A 19,065-nucleotide genomic window follows, 5' to 3' on the forward strand; every position below is an offset into this window, starting at 1 on the left:
ATCGACAGTGTTATGACCGGTTTCCGTAGAACGGAATCGTGTGGAAAGGGTTTTCTCATCCCACTGCGCGTGGATTAGAGCAGAAGTTTCCGTAGAACGGAATCGTGTGGAAAGCTAAAGCACTGCGTGAGGCGCGTGAGGCCTCAGATGGGCGTGTTTCCGTAGAACGGAATCGTGTGGAAAGCTTTAGCGTCGAAATTGGGTCGATGGAAAGAAAGGTTGTTTCCGTAGAACGGAATCGTGTGGAAAGGTGAAGAAACTGACGATCTTCCTTGCCTCATTCCACCGACCCGTTTCCGTAGAACGGAATCGTGTGGAAAGGGGCTCCTGTTCCCGTCAACGTTGCCGATGTTGAACCATCAGTTTCCGTAGAACGTAATCGTCTTTCCTCACCATACTCTCGGAGGGTTGAGCGTGTGAAGAAGGCTTACTACATCACCCAGATGGGGGTCCTTGAGAGGAGGGGCAACACGCTGTTCTTCGAGAACGAGAACCTGAAGAGGGCAATACCCATCAACTCCACCAGTGAGATACACTGTTTTAAGCCAGTCTCCCTGACGAGCGGGGCCATAAAGATCCTCTCCGAGAAGAACGTTCCCGTGCATTTCTACAACAAGTACGGCTACTACAGGGGCTCATACATACCGGTTGAAGGCCAAATAAGCGGGACGGTGGTCATAAAACAGGCAGAGCACCACCTCGACCCTGAAAAGAGGCTCTACATAGCGAGGCAGTTCCTTGAGGGGATAAGGGCCTCGATGGTGGCCCTTCTTAAGTCCTACGAGGCCGATTACAGCCACATCAGGGAAGTTCAGGTCGAGGGTGAAAGCCCGGCGGAGCTCATGGGCACTGAGAGCGGGCTCTGGAAGGAGTTCTACGGCATATTCGCCTCCCTGCTCAAGCACTTCGAGTTCAACGAGCGAACGAGAAGACCGCCGAAGGACGAGATTAACGCGCTCATAAGCCTCGGCAACTCTGTTCTCTACACGGTCGCTCTATCAGAGATAAGGAAGACCTATCTCCACCCGGCAATAAGCTTCCTCCACGAACCCCTTGAGAGGCGCTACTCCCTAGCCCTCGATTTAGCCGATATCTTCAAGCCGATAACCGTTTTCAGGGTCATTTTAAGGCTCGTTAACAAAAAACGGATTCGAAAAGAGCACTTTGACAGGGACGTTGGCGTCATGCTGAACGATGAAGGGCTTAGGGTATTCATTTCCGAGCTTAACTCCGAGCTTACCCGGAAGGTCCTCCACCCGAGGTTCAGGAGGAACGTTTCAGTTCGATACCTGATGAGGCTCGAAGGATACTCCCTCGTCAGGCACATCCTCGGGGACTCCACCTACAGGCCCCTACGGGCGTGGTGGTGATGTACATCATTGTAGTTTACGACGTTGACGTAAAGCGCGTCGCGAAGGTTCACCGCTTTCTCAGGACTCACCTCCACTGGCGCCAGAACAGCGTCTTTGAGGGGGAAGTGAGCAGGGCCCAGCTCTACGAGATAAAGCGGACGCTGGAGGGGCTAATTGGCGACGGAGACTCGGTCCTAATCTATGAACTCCCAACTGGGAACTTCACCCTCCACGTAATCGGGACCGACAAGAACCCTGCGGGGGAGATAATTTGAGGACAACCGGCGTTATGGTTCAGTACTACTTCACCTGCAAAAGGGAACTCTGGTTCTTCTCAAGGGGGATTAACTTCGACTTTGAGAACGAGGACATGCTTATAGGGCGGCTGATCCACAGGGAGAGCCACGAGCGGGACTGGAAGGAAATATTTCTCGGCGACATCAGGCTCGATGCTGTGAGGAGGCGCGGCAAACTGTTGGTGATTGAAATCAAAAAGAGCTCCAAGCTTGAGGAGCCGGCCAGATGGCAGCTGAAGTACTACCTCTACATCCTCCGCAAAGCTGGGGTGGAAGCTGATGGGGTGATTTCATACCCCCGCGAGGGCCGGCGCGAGAAAATAACCCTAACTGAGGAGGACATCACGGTACTCGAAGACGCCCTGAAAGACATCGAAAGGATTATATCCCTTGAAAGACCACCTCCGGCAGAGAAAAAGCCCTACTGCCGGCGCTGTGCGTACAGGGACTTCTGCTGGGTGTAGGCAATGGACTGGGAGGAGCTGATTGCGCTAATGAAAACGAGGATGGCCAAACCTGGGAAGAGCTTATACGAGCACTCCCTCGGCGTCCGAAGAGAAGCGGAGAAGCTTCTGAAGAGGATACCCCACGACAAATCCCTCGATGATTGCATTCTCAGGCACGCCTTCCTCCACGACGTTGGCAAGCTCGACGACAGGTTCCAGGCCAAGCTGGAAGGGAAGAGAAAGAGGGCACCTCCCCACGCGTACCTTGGCATTGAGGTTGCGTCTCTCTTCCTCGACTGCGACGAGCCCTACAGGACGATTGCGCTGCTCTCGATACTCACCCACCACAGCGACCTTCACGAGGGGCTCTACCAGAGGGAGATAGAGGAAAACGAAAAGCTAATGGTGGACGGGAAAGTTATATCCAGCCCAGCAGAGACCGTTAGGAACCTTCGGGAGGCAATTTTTTACGAGGATTTAATCTACGACCATGGGCTTGACCCTGTTGAGCTCAGAAACCTGTACACCCTCTTCAACGGCGTTCTAAGGCTCGCCGACTGGCTGGACAGTGCGGGCCTCGGGGCGGAGTCGTACCATCTGGATTCCGGACACAGCGTTCACCAGAGGGTTATTGAATACCTAAGGAGAAGGGGCCACGAGCTGAGGCCCTACCAGAGGGCGGTCATCGGAAAGGGCGGCGGCTACTTCAGGCTGCCCACCGGTGACGGGAAAACCGAGACAAGCCTCTTAGCAACGCCAGACAGCGTTTCAAAGGTGGTCTATTCCCTCCCCACGATAACCACGACCGAGGCCATGAGAACGCGCTTCGAGGCGATGTTTGGAAGGGACAAAGTTTCGTTCTCCCACAGCATGCTTTTCCTGAGCCTCTACCACAGGGGAGAGCTCGACAAGAAGTTAATCCACAGATACGCGATGAAGCCAATATTCATCTCAACGGTTGACCAGGTTCTTCTGGCGTTCCTCAACTACCCGCGCTTTCCGGTCAGGGAGTTTGCACTGAGAAACGCCCACTGGATAATAGACGAAATCCACGCATACACGCCCTACACCCTATCCCTCATACTCAACGCCATTGAGCACGCGATAAAGCACCTCAACACGAGGGTAACCGTCATGTCCGCGACCCTGCCGAACCTCCTCGCGGAAGAGCTTGAAAAGAGAGGATTGAAGCCTCTTATCTCCCCGAAAAGCGTCGAGAGCAGATACAGACTGAGGAAGAGGGTTGAAGTCAGGGTAAGAAACGAACCTCTGATGAACGCGATAGACGAGATAGCACGTGAGAATGGAAGGGTTCTGGTCGTTGCAAATACGGTCTCGCGCGCTGTGAGAATCTACGGGGAGCTGAGGAGAAGGAGAAAAGACGTTTACCTTTTCCACTCCCGCTTCATCAACGAGGACAAGAGGAAAAAGATGAGACTGGTGGAGAAAATCGAGAAAGGCATCCTAGTGGCGACTCAGGTGGTGGAGGTTTCCCTCGACATAGACTACGATGTGATGTACACGGAGGCCGCGCCGATCGATGCACTTGTCCAGCGCTTCGGCAGGGTGAACCGGAGGGGCCTGAAAAAGGGCAGGGTTTACATCTTCGAGCCTGAAGGAAAGAGGGCGTACCTCCCCTACGACAGGGCAGCTTTCAACGCGAGCCTAAACCTCCTGGGGGAGCTTGAGCAAATCGGGAGCGAGCTGGATTTGTTAAGAATCAACGACAGGTTTTACGAAGAGATATGGGGTCGGTATGAGAGAGCTATCAACGGCAGGCCGCCGCTGGTGAAGCTGAGGGACGTTACCCGCTGGTCCCTGGCTGAAAAGTACCTCTCGACGAGGGACGCTTTCATAACCCTGCCCGCCGTTCCGAGGCCATTCCTTGATGAGGCCATAGACTACGCGAGCAGGTGGGAGGAGATGAGCCACGAGGAGCGCCTTAAAGCGGCAGTTTACGTGATTGAACACACCGTCAACGTGCCGATATGGACTTTGAAAGAGCACTTGCACCACAGCGATGACCTTTACGATGTCTTTGGGGTCTTTGGAGTCGAGCTGGAGTACGACAGCGAGACAGGATTGTTGGAAGAGCTTTGATTCTCTCTGGGCTGCCAGGCTTCCGGTTCCTGCCCCCAAGTGGAACCTGATAGTATGATAGACGTGCTCATGGGCCTCCTCGTGTGGCTGGCTATGCTGTGGCTTATGTGGGCCTTTGTCAGAGCCATGATGGACTGGGTAGACGAGATTTTAGCCAGTATCCTGGAGGAAATTCTGAATAGAAAGTAAAATAGCAGCGGAAGGTGAGAAGTGCTCAATCCTCAAGCCAAATCTCGAGCCTCTGCTTGCCCCTCCCTATGCTGGATCGCTTGAGCTTCTTTATGTGCCCCACTTCTTTAATGTCCCTCACGTGGGTCCCGCCGCATGGAATTACCTCGAAGTCCCTTATCTGCGTGTATCGCGTTTCCCCTTCCCACCATATCTTGACCTCGCCTCCCTCGTCCACGTAGCGGTTGAAGAGCTCGATTATTTGCTCCTTGAATTTGTTCAGGTTCTCGGGATAGGCTACGTCGTAGCGACCCTTTTCAGCGCTCATACCGCTCCCAACAAGCTCCCAGTTGCCCTCCCCAAGAATTTCGTTAAGGACGTGCTCAAGCAGGTGCATTGCCGTGTGTATCCTCATGAGCCTGTAACGGTAATCCCAGTCGAGCTTTAGCTCGACCTCATCTCCAACCTTAAACTTCTCCGGCTCCGCAACCACGTGCCAGACATCTTCGCCGTCCTTGTAGACGTCGAGGACTTCAACACCGTTTATCGTCCCTCTGTCATGAGGCTGGCCACCGCCTGTGGGGTAGAATATCGTTTGGTCAAGGAGGAGGGCCCTATCTTTAACCTCAAGAACCCTCGCCTCCGCCTCCTTAAGGTAAGCATCCTCGTAGTAGAGCTTCCTCGTCATGCAAATCCCCCCACTAATTCAAGAGGTCAAGGTAAATATACCTTTCCACCCTATACACTGTGGTGAGAATATGGACATGCGCGCTCCCGTAAAGGTTTACATGACCAAGAAGCTGATAGGTGTGAAACCGACGACCAGCGTTCAAGAGGCATCCAAGATAATGATGGAGTTCGATGTGGGCTCCCTCGTCGTCGTTGACGATGATGGAAACGTGGTCGGCTTCTTCACAAAGAGCGACGTCATAAGGAGGGTCATCGTCCCGGGCCTGCCCTACGACACGCCCGTTAGTGAGATAATGACGAAAGACCTCATAACGGTGAACTCAAGCACACCTCTCGGCGAGGTCCTCAAGGTCATGGCCCAGTACAGGATAAAGCACATCCTCGTGGAGGAGGAGGGCAAGATAGTCGGCATATTTACACTGAGCGACCTCCTTGAGGCCAGCAGGAGAAAGCTGGAAACGGCGATATCAACGGAGTGATGACTCATGCTGATAGCCCATATAAGCGACACCCATATCACGAACGAGAGCGCCTTCAAGGCCTACGCCTACGACCTCATAGTCAACGAGATAAACACGAGACCATTCGACCTTGTCATTCACACGGGCGATGTAACAAATAACGGCCTGCGCGAAGAATACGAGCACGCAAGCTACCTCCTAAAGAAGATAGAAAAGCCCTTGGTCGTCGTACCGGGCAATCACGACGCGAGGAACGTGGGCTATGAGCTATTCGAGAGATACATCGGGCCGCTCTTCGGGGTTTACGAGTGGGAGTATGGAGTCGTAATTTGGGTGGATTCCACGATACCTGACCTCAGCGACGGGAGGATTGGTGGCTATAAATTCAGATGGCTCAAAGCAAAGCTCGAGGAGTACAGCCACAAGAGGATAAAGATAGCGGCCGCACACCACCACCTCGTCCCCCTTCCGGACACGGGTAGGGAGAGAAACGTCCTCTTCAACGCCGGCGATGTTCTCGACCTCCTCCTCAGCCACGACGTGAACCTGTATCTTTGCGGCCATAAGCACGTCCCCAACGTCTACAGAATCGAAGACCTCGTTATAGCCAATGCAGGCTGCACATCCTGCCGAAAGACGAGGAAAGGGGACGTGAACAGCTACAACATAATAAAAATCAACGGAGACGGGCGCGTGAAAGTCGTCATAAGGAGGGTCACGGGCGAGGAGGTCAGAAGGGAGTACAAGCCGATTAAGCCCAAGATATTCGTGCCGAAAGGTAGGAGGCTACTCAGGATGGTTCAGATCGCCGAGAGCAATGTCTCCGACAGGGTATACTTCAGGAGGAAAATCCTAGAGAACGCGATAAGGGCTATAAACGAGAAGTACAGGCCCGACATCGTCATCCACTGTGGGGACATCGTTGAGAAGGGAATAGAACGCTACTATGACATGGCGGTTGAATTCTACGAGAAAGTTCATGCGGAAAAGCTCTTCGTCCCCGGCCACAACGACATAACATACCTTGGCTACGACCTCTTCAGGGAACACTTCGGGGAGCCAGAGCCCGTGGAAGTCGGAGACTTCGTCTTCATACCAATTCTCAGCGCCCAGTACGAGACCCCGATAGGAGTCGTTGGAAGGATTGGGCAGAAAATACTCAAGAATTTCCTTCAGGATTTTTCGGAGAAGTTTAGGGTCGTCGTTATGCACCATAACATAGTTCCCATACCAAGGAGCAGGGAGCTGGGCTTCCTGGAAGATGCAGGCAACGTCCTGAAGATAGTGACGGATGATGAGACAGAGCTCGTCCTTACGGGACATGGTGGAAATGCCCACGCCGTGAGGGTTGAGAGAACACCCATCATCAACGCGGGAAGCGTAAGCTGGGAGCTCCACAGGAACCCCTTCGGAAACAGCTTCAACCTAATAGACGTCTATGAGGACATGATCGTCGTCTTCGAAATACAGGCCACCTGGGGGAGCAGAAAACTCCTCGGAATGTGGAAGCTCAAGGGGGATCTGCCGTGGAAGTGATCATAGAAGCACCCTTATCCTTATTCCCTTCTCCTCTTCGATACCCCTAAGAAGGAAGCGCACCTTTTCCACGTCAAGAGGTCTAACCCTAAGCTCTTCATACGCCTTCTGGAGGGCTCTCTTCTCCTTGCCCTCAGAAACCGATGAGGCGAGAAACCTGAGGACTGCCAGAAGCACTCCTTTCACGCTCCTCTCCTCGAGAGGGATGAACTTCCACGTACCCTCGAACACGTAAACACCCTTCGGCCTCTCGCTGCCCGTCAATAAGTCAACGGGAACCGCTCTTCCACTGAGGGACAAAGAGAGCAAGTAGTCGACTATTTTCTCATCCTCAATGCCGGCCCCCTTAAGCTGCATCGTCCCTTCCTCAATGGCCCTAAGAGCCCTTGAGAGCTCTTCAAGTCTTTCTATCCTGCCCTTGGACAGGAGCGAAAGCCTCAAGGTAGCCCTCTCAAGAGGTTCCTCTCTCAGATCGACGACGAAGAGTATTCTATCCTTTAAGCTCCTCCCCTCTTCAAAGGACTTGAAGGCAATCCAGACGGCCCCGTTGCTCGCGATACCGTATCTGACGCCCATGTTAAAGCAGTATTTTCCGAGCTGAAGGAGGACGTCCTCCTTAAGGACGTTCACGCTGAGGTTCTTCGCCTCCAAAAAGGCTACGACCCTGCCCCCCTTGATGAGAGCATAGTCCGCCCTGCCTTCCGATGTCCTTTCCTCAGGTCGCACTTCTCCAGGATCCTCCACGTTCCAACCGAGGGCCCTAAGAACAGGGAGTATGAGGTGCTGCTTAACGGCCTCTTCGTTTCGAAGGTACAGATCCAAGTGTCCCTCGATTCGCATCACGACATCCTTGAGGAGCTCCAGCATGCCTGCAGCCCCAACCCTTTTAACGGGTGGGGAGATAAAAAGCTTGGTGGTATCTCGTGTGTAGGATCCTCATTGCCGTCGGCGAGGGGTTCAGGATGAGGCCCCTCGTCGAAGCAACAATAAAGGCGGCCGAAAACGACCCATACAAGGCCGCGAGAGGGAAGGGAAACCAGCATAAGGACGGATGGGGATACGTTCTACTTACGAAGGAGAGTCTCACGCACTACCGCTCGACGAAGCCTATATTTGAGGATGACAAAGCTTACAAGCTGAAAGACTCCCTGAAAGGTTTTTCTGTCCTCCTTCTCCACGCGAGAGCCGCAAGTCAGGGGAACAAGAAGCTGTTCAACGTTCAGCCCTTTTCTTACCCAAGCCCTCACGGCTACCAGCTCTTCTTCATGCACAACGGCGACCTGAGAAAGGACCTAATCCTCGAAGGACTTAGGCTTCCGAAGGAGGAATTCAAAGATGTCTCAGACTCATTCGTCGCCGGCCTCTACCTCTCTCTCTTCCTCAGGGACACTGAAAAGGACTCCATCCTCGAGAGGATGGCTCTCCTCAAGCCCACCGTCATAACTTCCCTGAACACGGGGGGTGTCTTCGTGACGCCAGAGGGGGATGTAAAGGTCTTCGGGACGGCCTACATGAGAGAGGAGCACTGGGAGGAAGAAAGCGAGAAGAACTACATGAGAGTCCTGGAGTTCTACGGCGCCGACCTCTTCGCCCTCGTATCCTCCACAGCCGAGCTGTACACCTTCCTTCCCCTCGACCCCGCGGAAAACGGAACCCTCTACTACGTGATTGCAGACTTCGAGAGGGAAAGCTTCACGGTTGAGAAGCTCGCCTTGGAGCTCCCAGAATCTCCAGAGGAGTGATCTCTATGGATATACCCTCTAATCCCACGTTGGCGGACTTTACAACCTCAAGGGTGAGGTTCTTTCTCCTCGCCCACCTAACGATCGAAGTTGACACCTCCCTGAGAAGAGCCACTATTTCCTGCTGATTGGCCTCTAAGGAATCTACGTTTATGAAGTAGTAAGCTATCCTCCTCCTGTTCCCAACGAAGGATGTTATGTTCTTTACGATTCTCATTGCCTCCTCTTTGGTGGTGAGACTAAGCAATTTGTGCATGCCGAGAACAGGGTTCAGGAAGAAATCCCCTTTAATCTTGGAGAACACGTAAGAGTAATACCTGAAGTCTAGAGCGTACTTGTCTAGGTCCACCCTGCCAAGAACGTCGCCATATTCCCTGACACCTCCGATCTTGATTGTTTTGACTCCCCGGATGTCCTCGGGATCAACGCCCATGGCCACAAGTCTTTCGTAGAACTCTGGGAAGGTGTCGGCTATGTCGTCAACTAGAACCTCCTTGCCCGACTTCAGGAGTATATAGAACAGCAGTTCAGGGGATGAATCCGAGGTATACTCCACGAGGACCGTTTCACCAGGGTAAAATGACAGCATTACTTCCATGATGCTGTTCAACATCTTCCCCCCATAGGAAATCTTCGCGCTTCTTAATAAACGTTATGGGTTAGACTCTGAACTGTTCCCTTGAGAGGAACAGGTATGCGGATTCCTCAAGGCGGCGTGGAACGAAGTCTACGAGGATGTCTGCCCTCCTTATGGCCTCCCGAACGTTCTTGCCCAGAGCGACGTTCCCCCTCTCCAGTATTTCCTCTATCACGTCCACAATATATGGCTCTTGGGGTTTCTCGGCAATCAGGTCTTTTCCCTCCACCCACGTCCTTTCATTCTTCTCGTAGAAGCGACGGCCCATCTCCGTGAAAAAGTGGGGCCCTCTCTTCACTCTAACGGCCGGTCTGCTGAGCTCACCGACTTCGATGAATATGTAGTCCCCCCCGTAGTCGAAGCCAAGGACCGTGAATCCTTCAAGCTCAAGGGCCCGGGCGATACCACGGGCGCTCTTCTCAATTTGGGGAAGGAGAACGTCATCCACGAGCCCCGGAGGATCAAAGAGAAGCGTCACGAGGTGTGTCCCCTTCCTTCTGAGCTCAGCCCTGTAATCGCCTACTGCCGTCCTGGGGAAGAAGAATTCTTCAGAGGGACTCTTGAGGAACCTCATGGCACCGAAGTAAAAGAGCGCGAATCTCTCCCAGCTCAAATTTGCAGCCACGTTCCTTCTCGGATCAACCGGATCAAGCACAATAAGAGGATTATCCTCCTTAATCTCCCTCCCAACCGTTTTCATCGCAATCTCAGGCTCCCTCCTAAGCCAGCGGGCGGGATCTATTATTTTCTGCTTCAGCATCAGATCAGCTTTTTCCAAGACGTCCAAGAAGGAGCCGTAATGAATAACCAGGATCTCGGCCAGGTAACCAGAGAATCCCCTGACGTAGGCCTCGCTCCCGTATGCCCTTAACCCTTTGAAGAACCTCTTGAGGAGCCGCACCTCGTCATTCCTTCCCCCAAGGTTCTCGATGACCCACCGTGTATGAAGGATTGACCTGTCAACTGCCGTTCTAACCTCCCTCCAGTCCTTCACATCGTAACAGGGAACGATGTCAACGTGGAAGCCCCTGTATCGGGCCCTGACGTAAGGGTGTTCCGCGTAGCCGATTTCATACCCTTCCAGCCTCTCACCTATCATCCTTGCGAGCCGGAAACCCTCTTCCCTGACTTCTTTGAGAGGGACATCGATGGGAAAGGCCAGGAAGAGATCAACGTCATGGTCCCCAGACAGGTAGGTATCCTTCGCAATGGAGCCAACGAGGACGGGCCTCACGTCCAAGCCAAACTCCTCAATCTCCTCCTCAGCGATCTTGATAAGTTCGCGCGTTATGGAATCGACTAACTTCCTTTCCCCTTCTCCTGGCTTAACCCTCGCGAGAACCCTTTCGATGACTTCATGAACATCCATGGGCTCTCGTCTTCCAAAGAGCTTAAAGATGTTTCGAAAGCAATCATATAACTTCTGCCCCATGAAGTTAACTTCTTTCTGGGGTGCGTCTTAGCAAGGCTTCTGAAAGCACTCGGTGATTCCTCCTTTCTCGAAAAGATCAGGAAAGGTAGGAATGTGTTCTATTAGGATTCCCGACCAAATACTCGAGGCATGTTTCCTGCCCTGAGATTACTCAGCCAGCTCGAACCTCGCGAGTGTTTCATATATGGGACCCTTCGGCGTGAGGGTGCTCTTCTTCAGCTCTATCGCCTCCACCCTGAAGGTCCCGAAGTCCTCATTAGCCAGGGCCCTGAGCTTCTCGGCGAGGCCAAGCTTGTCCTTGACGAACTTCACCCTACCTATCGTCACGTGGGCCACGAATTCCTTGTCCCTCTTGAAGCCGAGCTTGGCTAAGGCCTCATCTATCTCCCTCGCCATAGCTCTAATCTGCTCATCGTTCTCCACACCCGCCCAGATTACGCGAACGTAGTTAGGGTTCGGAAAGACTCCAATCCCCCTCACCCTGACCTCATGCTTCTTGAACTTGGCCGCTATCCTACTGAGAATGGCCTTTATCTCCTCAGCCTGCTCCTCCGTTATTTCTCCGAGGAACTTGAGTGTTATGTGGAGGTTCTCGGGCTCGACGAACTTTATCTTGGCATCCTTTGTGCCAATGAACTCCTGGGCTCTGACTATGGCGGACCTGACGTTGTCAGCCACGTCTATGGCTATGAAGGCCCTCATACCACCACCGAGAAAAATTAGATGTGGGAGTTAAAGGAGTTTCGACTCAACGTTTCTTCATGACGTCAAAAGGATTTTTCGATGAGAACCACCAAAGCCAGCTCTATGATGAGGCCGAGGAGCGTGAAATACTCCCACCTGATGTTAATGATGAAGGCTAAGGCAAGCCACAAGAGCGTGAATGCCCCGATTGCTGTCACTTCCCCCTTTGGAATGCTCCCATCGAGGTATCCCCCAAGCACGATCATGAAAATTAGTCCACCAATTTGAACCCACATCCATTGGCGGTTGATTTGTTGTGGAAAGTCCATGAATGCCAGTGCAAAAAGGAAGAGGAAGTAAATGAATGGAAGCACGAAAGTCCAGCGCTTCATGCTTTTCACCTCAAGGATTCGGTAAATGATAATCATTTTTAAGTGTGTAGCTGGCTATTCTGAGGTATTTTAGAACGGGTTCGTACACATATCCCGGGGGTACCCAGCGCCAGTGATATTCCCATTTCCAAGCGAACCATACCCACAAGCAACCATATTCATCTAAAAGGTAGTGTCCGAATGCTATCCCCCTGCCAAGCCCACTATAGCTCCAACAATAGCTCCCGGCACATTGGCGAAGTAAGCACCTATGGCGGCTCCTAATGCAGTAGGCCCAACCTGAAGGATGAATGCTGATTTTGCATTGGAGAAGTGCAGGTGTGTAAGCTTATTGCCTTTGATTGAAACAGTGTCCCATGGTTCTATCCCATAGTACTCGTAATCTGGATGTGGGTATCGTATCATGTAGCCTTTGACAAAGTATACTCCATCCCACCAGTAGTGTTGCTGTGTATTATAAGCTATGGTAATGGAAGGCTCTTTATTTATTAATGGCTTTGATATCAACTGTTGTGTTCTCAATCCAGGGGCTATCATGTTTATGGGAGTCCTTATGGAGTAATTGGCTCCTGAGGAATCTCTGACTGTCAATATGTATGAGTTATCAATCTTGGTGGAGGTCATATAAATAACATCTACTATTTTTATCTATACTTGTGTTCTTGATTAGTATCGTTGCTTCATTGCCATTGGTTTTGTAGTCAATAAGTATGTCTCCAAAAATAAAGACCTGTCTTGTAGGAGTATTCACTAAGAGTCTAGTCGGGAACTCTTTCATAACTACTACCTTTGCGTGGGCGGAACTTGACATCGCTGCCGCGCTTCCTGCGGTCACTCCAACCATCAGCAGTCCCAGCAGGACTGCGAACAATGGCTTCCACTTCAAATGGTTCACCTCCTTAAGTTGTCTGCACTCAATAATGTGCAACTTTGCCTTATAAGTTTTTCCGTTTACTTTAAGTAAGATTTCTTCCTTTTTTTCGAGTATAAGTTTATTCTAACTGTGATTTTCCTCTTAGAACGAGCCAAAAGAAGTCCGAGTAAGGGAGTTGCATGGAAATGCAATTCTGGCATAAAGAACGAATTTACCTATCATCTGGAGTTCCTTAGGAGGATCCCTATGACCAACGCAATCCCGGCGAGTATTACTGCAGGGAGAGCAACGTTGAGTCTGTCATCTCCCCTTTTGCCCTCCATACCTGGTTCGGTGTTATCATCAGCTGCATACCTCTTGATGACTGGCTCGACCATAACATCGGAAACTTTGAGTTCTGCCTTCGCAATAGTCAAATTGATCGGCATTTCCCTAAACTCGACTTTCGCCGTGTAACATTTCCCCTCACTTCCATTGCGAGGATTAACCATGATTAAAGTCCCATTGGAGAGCACGAGTATGGAGTCATTTGAGATTCTTAGGGACTTTCCGGTAACGTTGGAGTACCGCTCAATGTCCCCACTGGCGTTAATTATGAAAGTTCCGGTCGTTGTTCCAACGGCACAGGTGCCATTGCAAGCCATTCCGAGAACCTTCATGCTCCAGAAGTCATCCCACTCTTCCTTGTGGGGGCAGTAGTAGGAGTTAAACCACTCAACTTCACCGTCCGGGGAGACCTTTAGGACAAAGTACTCAGAGATCCACGGTGCATCGCTCCCGCCACCGTAAACACCAGCCACAAGGCCGCTTTTTTCAAAGCTCGCCCCAACGTCCGGGCGGTCGTAGTAGCCTGTATCAAAAACTTTTGCCCAGAGGAGAGTCCCGTTTAACGAGACTGCCCCGATAAGAAGGTGGGACTTGGGATCGTTTGGAATGGTTGCAATTCCGATTAATAAGATGGCGTTGTGGAGTGGGACAACGGCTGTTAGATCTATTCCCCTCCCAGGAGAGGTTTCATTGGTTTTCAAAACTAACCTGCGGGCCCAGAGGGGATTTCCATCCTGGCTTAAGAGCCCGAGAATGTTTTTATTTGCGAAGGCAACTTCTCCATCGGGTAAAACAGTCACAACGTCTGTACTGACGTTCTTTGCCCACAACAGATTTCCATTCCCATCGAGCCTGACCAGAATCTCACCTGCGAGAAGAACGCCATCCTTTGTAGGGATAAGGTGTTTAAGTGTAATATCCGCTGGGATTTTAGCTTCCCACACTTTATTGCCGTGGTTGTCCAGTTTTATTATGGCACTCTCGTTGGTCAAGGCATAGAGCCCATCGTTCGAGATAACTGCATCACTGAACTCCCAGTTCTGGGAGAGTGTGTCTTTTAAATACACAGGGGATAACAATAGGGAGAGAATAAAAAATGAAATCCATCTTTTCACTTTATCTCACCCCTCAGGACTTTGCAAAATATTGGCTGGCGGATTTATCTGGCGCGAAGCATCCTCCACAGTGTGCGTTTGCCCACTTTGCGTATTGGCAACCGTATCCATTGCAATTTCCTCCAGACTTGCATACCAGCCAGTAAGGATTAGTGACTATCTTAGTAGTGTATCTATATGGTGGGCTCTGAGGGTCTGCGAATAGGGATTTTCTGTACGCTGGGGAGGGTAGGCATCTAACGCTCTCTCCGCTGAAATAGCAATCATACTGGAAGATTAAGTTTGTTTCTTCATATTTCCTTGTTTCTTGGCGGTATACCCTTGCTGAGTAGAAGAACTTTATCTGGATAGATTTTACGTTGAGTCCCCAGTTTCTGCCTATCTCTCGAGCGGTCTCCCAATAGATATCCCTGATTGTCGATTCTCTGTTATCTGGGGGAAATGTGTAGGTGCACCAGTCTCCAATGTGATAGTCCACATTTGGGAACTCTGAACTGTACATTCCAACCCACACGGCAACTGGTGTGAGGCCAACAAAGGTGTAAGTTTGGTAGCTTTTAAGTGGGGATAGGATCCTATAAAAGCTCAGACAACATTCAAAATCCTCATAATAACCTCTCTGGATTTCTCTGCAATTTATCTTTCCATTGCTCTTTAACTGACAATTATGATTACCCGCGCCGCTAATAGCTAAGCTGTTGCTATTTGATAGCAAAGATTTAGTTTGTAAATCATCTCTTAATGCTGCATATTCCCTGAGTTGGTTCCACAATATTGACTGATTGTTTATCAGTAAAAAGATTCTATTGACAACCTCTTCCGTAGCATTTTTTGAATTGGTGGTGTTTTCGAGTATCTCATTTATCTCATTATCAATTAGTACTATTTTATCAAAAGTCATCTCACCCATAATAGAAAGCTTTGTTACGACGTCTTTGGGAGTTTTTACGTCTTCGGGGTTGGGTATCTTGTCTTTGTATCCCTTCAACTCCTCACTTGTTAGTCCCATATACTCACCGTTTAGATATTGCTTATATAATCGTATGCTCTGTCCTTTTCTTTGATAAAATGCCCTTTTGCTTTTTAACACTTCGATCTCCCTATGAAGCTCAACTATCTCCTTCAATAGTTGGAAATCCCTTGTAGTTCTTACTTCCTTGGAGAGTCTACGTAATAGATTTTCTTTTTGGTTAATATCTAACGTGATTTTTTGAACTGTCATATTTATCTCATAGAGGGCAATATCCGGATCAAAATTTGTACATGTGCTTGTACCGTTATATCTATTTTGGAACGTAAGTAATGTCTGGATCGAAGGTTTGCTGTAAACAATGTCCGTTGCATCCAGTTTGAATGTTGTCCATACGACAAGCAGTCCCAGCAGGACTGCGAACAGCGGCTTCCACTTCACGTGGTTCACCTCCTTAAGTTGTCTGCACTCAACACTGTGCAACTTCTCCTTATAAGTTTTTCCGTTTATTATAAGTAAGATTTCTTCCTTTTTTTCGAGTATTAATTTATTCTAACTGTGATTTTCCTCTTAGAACGAGCCAAAAGAAGGTCGGGTAATGGAGTTGCATGACGATGCAACAGGGGATACGATAAGTGTAGAAGAAGAAAACCTCACTCCCTCACCACGACCGGGAACTCCTCCCAGGGGAAGACTATCCATTTATCAGTTCTAAAAACGTAATAGTCTGGAACGACGCTCGTCCAAGGCTTCATGGCCAAGCAGGCGACCTTTACATCCTTGGCCCCCAGCTTTTTGACCTCATCGATGACAACTTCAAGGGTCTTTCCGGTGTCGCTCACATCGTCAACTATCACGACCTTCTTCCCCTTCAGATCACCATGAATCGGGATTGTTATGACGGGCTTCTCGGCCCTCTCGTCTATGCCCTTATAGAACTTCACGTCGATGACCTTAAGGGGCACGTCGTTGAGGATGTGGCTGAGCCTCACGGCTGGTATCAGGCCGCCTCTCGCAACCCCCACTATGACGTCCGGCCTATATTCCCGGAGCTTCTCGGCAAGGGCGAATATAGCCCTATCAACCTGCCACCAGGTCAGATAGACCTTGTCCATGCCAACACCCCCTTGGGCTACGTTGGTTAGAACCTTTAAAAAGTCAGCGGGTACCCAAGACGAAATTGACGCTTCTATGTTAATCAATGCTCACCCTGCCTTTGTAAACCTCCCGAAGCTCCTCTGGCACGAGCCTGAGAAACTCTTCCTCGCTCCTGAAGGGTCTCTTGGCTATTATCTTGGCGGCTCTCTTCCTCCCTATACCGGGCAGCCACTCCAAAACCCTGGAAGGCTCCCTGTTGACGTTGATGGGCACGGGAATCCCCGTAACGCTCCTAAGCCCGTGGTCAACTATCATAACGTCGTAGTAGCGGTCCAGCTTGAGAGGCTTGGGGACCCCGACGATGAGGGGGTAGCTACCGAACTGCCTGCCAAGGGTGAGCCCGTTCTCGTGAACCTCCATCCTGACATCCCTCAGAATCGTCCCGACAGGAACTATGCGCTTCAGCATGGGCAGGTCTATCTCGTGCCTTATCTTGTAGCGGTAATGCTTTATCAGGTGCCTGTGCTTCTCCGTCTTCACCTTGTCACGCATATGCCAGATAGGAGTTCCCGGGAAGACGACTACCTGCCTTATGTTTATCCTTCTCACGAGTAGGCCATCATCGAGTAGCCTCTTAAGGAACTGGAAGGTCAGTTCATAGCTCCTCTTCGTCTCACCGGGCAAGCCGAAGATTATATTTATGCCAGGCAACAACCAGGGCATGCCATTAGGACCCCTCCTGGCACCAACTTCATTAAGGAGCTTCACAGCCTCATAGGTCTCCTCGGGGGTCGCGTTCAGGTTGTTGAGCTTGGCAACCTTCGGGTCGGCGCTCTCAAGGCCAAAGGCCACAACGTTGCCAGGCGTGCCGTATTCAATCAGGGTCTTCGCTATCCTCCTGCTTTCCTCCGGGTAGTTGGCTATGACCGCCGGGTTAGCATTGTCAACGTGGAGCGTCTTCACATGGGGAGCTTTTTGCCGAATGGCCCGAAAGAGCCTCTCCACGGCCTCGGGATTTGGTATCGGAACCCTGCCGTTCGGCCTCGCCCCATATGAGAAAATACAACTCTGCCTTCCGACGCGGAAGTGCCTTACTCCGAGGGCGTAGAGAGTTCCTACCTCAGCGGCGACATCCTCAGGAGGCCTGTTCTCAACGACGGGATAGCGAACTGGTTCCGTGCAGAACGAACAGCCCCCAATTCCCATGGCCTTTGGACAACCTCTCTGCGCCTCTATTTCGGCTATCACAAAGGCCGGATATCCGGGGAACTGCCTCACGACCTCGGCCCCTAAGAGGGCGTAGTCGCGAAGCTCTTCATACGTTCTGAAGCGGAAGGGATCTAGCTCTTTACCGCTCAGTAGATCGAAGAGGAAAGCCTCGAGGTCGCCATAGACGACGTGGTCAAAGACTTCCTCGGCGAGTCTCAGCTCCCTTGACGTTATCTTCACGCCGCCCATCCTGGCGGATCCCATGAAGGCGGGGCCGCCCAGAACCTTGACGGCCTTGTAGGGCCTCAGGAAGCGGGAAACCTCCTCAACGCTCCCCGGAACCGCGGAGAGGTATTTGCCGGGCGTGTGTAGGCCGCCGATGTAGACTATCAGGTCTGCCTTATCAAGGATATCACGGACTTTCGGGAAGTTTGGTGTCTTGTTCTTCGTCCTTATGCCGTCTTCTCCCTCGAAGGTTGCCCTAAGGTCGTCTATCGTCAGGTAGAAGATGCTCGCGTCCTTCTGCGCCTTCTTTACGGCCCCGTAGGCGTATCTCAGATAGATGCCGAGGTAAGGAGGAACGCCAAGACCGGCTGGCTCATCTGTGTAGCCGTCTATTATTGCCACTATCATTTCATCCACCGGTCTATGGAGCCTTTATATCCAGGATGCCTTTAATCTCTTTCTCTTTTAATATCATACTCTTTTATAAAAAACCCGCACTAAATACAGTAAAACTTATAAGATTTTATTGTTCTAATAATTACTAAGTGAGATGAAGTGAAAAAGGAAATGATATCCGTAATATCATTATTTTTAGTTGTGCAGGTAATCTTTAACAACAGTGCATTAGCATCCAATAATATTGAAGTAGTAGAACCCACCAAGGACGAGACAATTTCTCAGTGCTACTTCTGGGAAATGGATACAGATCAGGATGCCCTGTATATAACCCCAGATCAGGTATGGGCCAGGATATACGCATAATGTTAGTGGTAAATTCATAGGCCCACCTTGCTATCCATTCCTTCAGCTCATGGATTCGATCCATAACGGGGGTGATGTGCCAGGCGCCTTAGAATCCGTATTCATAACTGTATGTAAAATTCCGGTTTTGACTGGGCGGAAACCATATCTTACGGAAACGGAGTGGGCAGGTGATGGAAGGCTAGAGCTGTTGTCGGATAATGATTATTAGGAGTGGAGGAATATGAGAAAGCTATTACCTTTCTTAATTTTAATTTTGCAATGTTCTGCAGGCCTCTCGCTTGGAGCACCATATTGGATCGAGCCCGGAGTCTACATGAAATACGTCACATATCAAACAAAACCTGTAAATGCCACTTCACCCGGATTTGGTGACGCTACATTGATTTTACTCTACAACTATTCTGGAAAACTTTTCGAAATAGGAGCATTTGGAAATTCTACGGTAACATTCACTATTAGCTTTATGCCTTGACAGCAAGGGTAGAGAAATAAAGATAGAGAGAATTACAACGTCAAACTCTTCATTAATAACGTACTATAAAACGT

22 protein-coding genes and 1 CRISPR repeat array (1 of these 23 cut by a window edge) are annotated in these 19,065 nt (G+C 50.5%); of the genes, 10 read left to right on the forward strand and 12 right to left on the reverse strand.

Annotation, left to right across the window (positions count from 1 at the left end; all coding sequences use genetic code 11):
- Nucleotides 1-321: direct repeats of the CRISPR family, unit length 29 nt; unit sequence GTTTCCGTAGAACGGAATCGTGTGGAAAG; it begins 538 nt to the left of the window's first position.
- Between the two features lie 95 nt (nt 322-416).
- From cas1b to PYCH_RS10275, 5 genes are read left to right on the forward strand one after another with little or no spacing between them, the layout of a single operon-like run.
- Nucleotides 417-1,370 (forward strand): type I-B CRISPR-associated endonuclease Cas1b, encoded by a 954-nt coding sequence (gene cas1b, locus PYCH_RS07130; protein WP_013906182.1) that lies wholly within the window; start codon nt 417-419, stop codon nt 1,368-1,370.
- Entirely contained in the window at nt 1,370-1,627 is a 258-nt protein-coding gene (cas2, locus tag PYCH_RS07135) for a CRISPR-associated endonuclease Cas2 (protein WP_013906183.1), read from the forward strand. The genes cas1b and cas2 overlap by 1 nt, the downstream gene beginning before the upstream one ends.
- Nucleotides 1,624-2,112: a CRISPR-associated protein Cas4 gene (gene cas4 / locus PYCH_RS07140; RefSeq protein ID WP_013906184.1), complete on the forward strand. Its 489-nt coding sequence runs from the start codon at nt 1,624-1,626 to the stop codon at nt 2,110-2,112. Before cas2 ends, cas4 begins: the two co-directional genes overlap by 4 nt.
- A 3-nt stretch (nt 2,113-2,115) precedes the next feature.
- A complete protein-coding gene (locus tag PYCH_RS07145) occupies nt 2,116-4,194 on the forward strand; it encodes a CRISPR-associated helicase/endonuclease Cas3 (RefSeq protein WP_013906185.1) in 2,079 nt (692 codons plus the stop codon).
- Between the two features lie 54 nt (nt 4,195-4,248).
- Nucleotides 4,249-4,383 carry a hypothetical protein gene (locus PYCH_RS10275; protein ID WP_013906186.1) on the forward strand — a complete coding sequence of 45 codons (135 nt, stop codon included), beginning with the start codon at nt 4,249-4,251 and terminating at the stop codon, nt 4,381-4,383.
- A 25-nt stretch (nt 4,384-4,408) separates the two neighbouring features.
- On the opposite strand, the gene PYCH_RS07150 is transcribed toward PYCH_RS10275, so the two are convergent.
- A complete protein-coding gene (locus PYCH_RS07150) occupies nt 4,409-5,050 on the reverse strand; it encodes an alanyl-tRNA editing protein (RefSeq protein WP_013906187.1) in 642 nt (213 codons plus the stop codon).
- 70 nt (nt 5,051-5,120) lie between these two features.
- Between PYCH_RS07150 and PYCH_RS07155 the strand changes: the two genes are divergently transcribed.
- Nucleotides 5,121-5,531, forward strand: coding sequence for a CBS domain-containing protein (locus tag PYCH_RS07155; protein ID WP_013906188.1), 411 nt, complete (start codon nt 5,121-5,123; stop codon nt 5,529-5,531).
- A gap of 6 nt (nt 5,532-5,537) precedes the next feature.
- On the forward strand, nt 5,538-7,049 hold the full coding sequence (locus PYCH_RS07160) for a metallophosphoesterase family protein (protein WP_013906189.1): 1,512 nt from the start codon (nt 5,538-5,540) through the stop codon (nt 7,047-7,049).
- Here PYCH_RS07160 and PYCH_RS07165 read toward each other — a convergent pair whose 3' ends face one another.
- A complete protein-coding gene (locus tag PYCH_RS07165; protein ID WP_013906190.1) occupies nt 7,050-7,916 on the reverse strand; it encodes a type I restriction enzyme HsdR N-terminal domain-containing protein in 867 nt (288 codons plus the stop codon).
- Between the two features lie 56 nt (nt 7,917-7,972).
- Between PYCH_RS07165 and PYCH_RS07170 the strand changes: the two genes are divergently transcribed.
- On the forward strand, nt 7,973-8,791 hold the full coding sequence (locus PYCH_RS07170) for a class II glutamine amidotransferase (RefSeq protein WP_013906191.1): 819 nt from the start codon (nt 7,973-7,975) through the stop codon (nt 8,789-8,791).
- On the opposite strand, the gene PYCH_RS07175 is transcribed toward PYCH_RS07170, so the two are convergent.
- The 10 genes from PYCH_RS07175 to PYCH_RS07220 all read right to left on the reverse strand — a co-directional run bounded on the left by PYCH_RS07175 (nt 8,742) and on the right by PYCH_RS07220 (nt 18,162).
- Nucleotides 8,742-9,401 (reverse strand): DUF257 family protein, encoded by a 660-nt coding sequence (locus PYCH_RS07175; protein ID WP_158306791.1) that lies wholly within the window; start codon nt 9,399-9,401, stop codon nt 8,742-8,744. The two genes, PYCH_RS07170 and PYCH_RS07175, sit on opposite strands and share 50 nt — an antisense overlap.
- A 49-nt stretch (nt 9,402-9,450) precedes the next feature.
- Nucleotides 9,451-10,797: a CCA tRNA nucleotidyltransferase gene (cca, locus tag PYCH_RS07180; protein ID WP_013906193.1), complete on the reverse strand. Its 1,347-nt coding sequence runs from the start codon at nt 10,795-10,797 to the stop codon at nt 9,451-9,453.
- A 210-nt stretch (nt 10,798-11,007) separates the two neighbouring features.
- On the reverse strand, nt 11,008-11,562 hold the full coding sequence (thpR, locus tag PYCH_RS07185; protein ID WP_013906194.1) for an RNA 2',3'-cyclic phosphodiesterase: 555 nt from the start codon (nt 11,560-11,562) through the stop codon (nt 11,008-11,010).
- Nucleotides 11,563-11,627: 65 nt separating this feature from the next.
- Nucleotides 11,628-11,936: a hypothetical protein gene (locus PYCH_RS07190; protein ID WP_013906195.1), complete on the reverse strand. Its 309-nt coding sequence runs from the start codon at nt 11,934-11,936 to the stop codon at nt 11,628-11,630.
- A 183-nt stretch (nt 11,937-12,119) separates the two neighbouring features.
- Complete coding sequence (locus PYCH_RS09840) at nt 12,120-12,527, reverse strand: hypothetical protein (RefSeq protein ID WP_148236214.1); 408 nt, start codon at nt 12,525-12,527, stop codon at nt 12,120-12,122.
- A gap of 13 nt (nt 12,528-12,540) precedes the next feature.
- Entirely contained in the window at nt 12,541-12,822 is a 282-nt protein-coding gene (locus tag PYCH_RS07200; protein WP_048058265.1) for a hypothetical protein, read from the reverse strand.
- Nucleotides 12,823-13,028: 206 nt separating this feature from the next.
- Nucleotides 13,029-14,252 carry a PQQ-binding-like beta-propeller repeat protein gene (locus PYCH_RS07205; RefSeq protein ID WP_013906197.1) on the reverse strand — a complete coding sequence of 408 codons (1,224 nt, stop codon included), beginning with the start codon at nt 14,250-14,252 and terminating at the stop codon, nt 13,029-13,031.
- 13 nt (nt 14,253-14,265) lie between these two features.
- Nucleotides 14,266-15,663: a coiled-coil domain-containing protein gene (locus PYCH_RS07210; RefSeq protein WP_013906198.1), complete on the reverse strand. Its 1,398-nt coding sequence runs from the start codon at nt 15,661-15,663 to the stop codon at nt 14,266-14,268.
- A 212-nt stretch (nt 15,664-15,875) separates the two neighbouring features.
- Nucleotides 15,876-16,337, reverse strand: coding sequence for a phosphoribosyltransferase (locus tag PYCH_RS07215; protein ID WP_013906199.1), 462 nt, complete (start codon nt 16,335-16,337; stop codon nt 15,876-15,878).
- A gap of 79 nt (nt 16,338-16,416) precedes the next feature.
- Nucleotides 16,417-18,162: a radical SAM protein gene (locus tag PYCH_RS07220; protein ID WP_013906200.1), complete on the reverse strand. Its 1,746-nt coding sequence runs from the start codon at nt 18,160-18,162 to the stop codon at nt 16,417-16,419.
- Between the two features lie 147 nt (nt 18,163-18,309).
- Here PYCH_RS07220 and PYCH_RS07225 point away from each other — a divergent pair, with 147 nt between their 5' ends.
- Entirely contained in the window at nt 18,310-18,516 is a 207-nt protein-coding gene (locus PYCH_RS07225; protein WP_048058266.1) for a hypothetical protein, read from the forward strand.
- Between the two features lie 223 nt (nt 18,517-18,739).
- On the forward strand, nt 18,740-18,991 hold the full coding sequence (locus tag PYCH_RS09845; protein ID WP_148236216.1) for a hypothetical protein: 252 nt from the start codon (nt 18,740-18,742) through the stop codon (nt 18,989-18,991).
- Nucleotides 18,992-19,065 lie beyond the last annotated feature (74 nt).

The organism is Pyrococcus yayanosii CH1 (assembly GCF_000215995.1).
Classification (GTDB): Archaea; Methanobacteriota_B; Thermococci; order Thermococcales; family Thermococcaceae; genus Pyrococcus; species Pyrococcus yayanosii.

Coding starts and splice junctions, on each gene's coding strand:
- cas2 (WP_013906183.1), top strand. CDS start 1,370: ATGTACATCATTGTAGTTTACGACGTTGACGTAAAGCGCGTCGCGAAG.
- PYCH_RS07145 (WP_013906185.1), top strand. CDS start 2,116: ATGGACTGGGAGGAGCTGATTGCGCTAATGAAAACGAGGATGGCCAAA.
- PYCH_RS10275 (WP_013906186.1), top strand. CDS start 4,249: ATGATAGACGTGCTCATGGGCCTCCTCGTGTGGCTGGCTATGCTGTGG.
- PYCH_RS07150 (WP_013906187.1), bottom strand. CDS start 5,050: ATGACGAGGAAGCTCTACTACGAGGATGCTTACCTTAAGGAGGCGGAG.
- PYCH_RS07155 (WP_013906188.1), top strand. CDS start 5,121: ATGGACATGCGCGCTCCCGTAAAGGTTTACATGACCAAGAAGCTGATA.
- PYCH_RS07160 (WP_013906189.1), top strand. CDS start 5,538: ATGCTGATAGCCCATATAAGCGACACCCATATCACGAACGAGAGCGCC.
- PYCH_RS07165 (WP_013906190.1), bottom strand. CDS start 7,916: ATGCTGGAGCTCCTCAAGGATGTCGTGATGCGAATCGAGGGACACTTG.
- cca (WP_013906193.1), bottom strand. CDS start 10,797: ATGGATGTTCATGAAGTCATCGAAAGGGTTCTCGCGAGGGTTAAGCCA.
- thpR (WP_013906194.1), bottom strand. CDS start 11,562: ATGAGGGCCTTCATAGCCATAGACGTGGCTGACAACGTCAGGTCCGCC.
- PYCH_RS07190 (WP_013906195.1), bottom strand. CDS start 11,936: ATGAAGCGCTGGACTTTCGTGCTTCCATTCATTTACTTCCTCTTCCTT.
- PYCH_RS07215 (WP_013906199.1), bottom strand. CDS start 16,337: ATGGACAAGGTCTATCTGACCTGGTGGCAGGTTGATAGGGCTATATTC.
- PYCH_RS07220 (WP_013906200.1), bottom strand. CDS start 18,162: ATGATAGTGGCAATAATAGACGGCTACACAGATGAGCCAGCCGGTCTT.
- PYCH_RS09845 (WP_148236216.1), top strand. CDS start 18,740: ATGAGAAAGCTATTACCTTTCTTAATTTTAATTTTGCAATGTTCTGCA.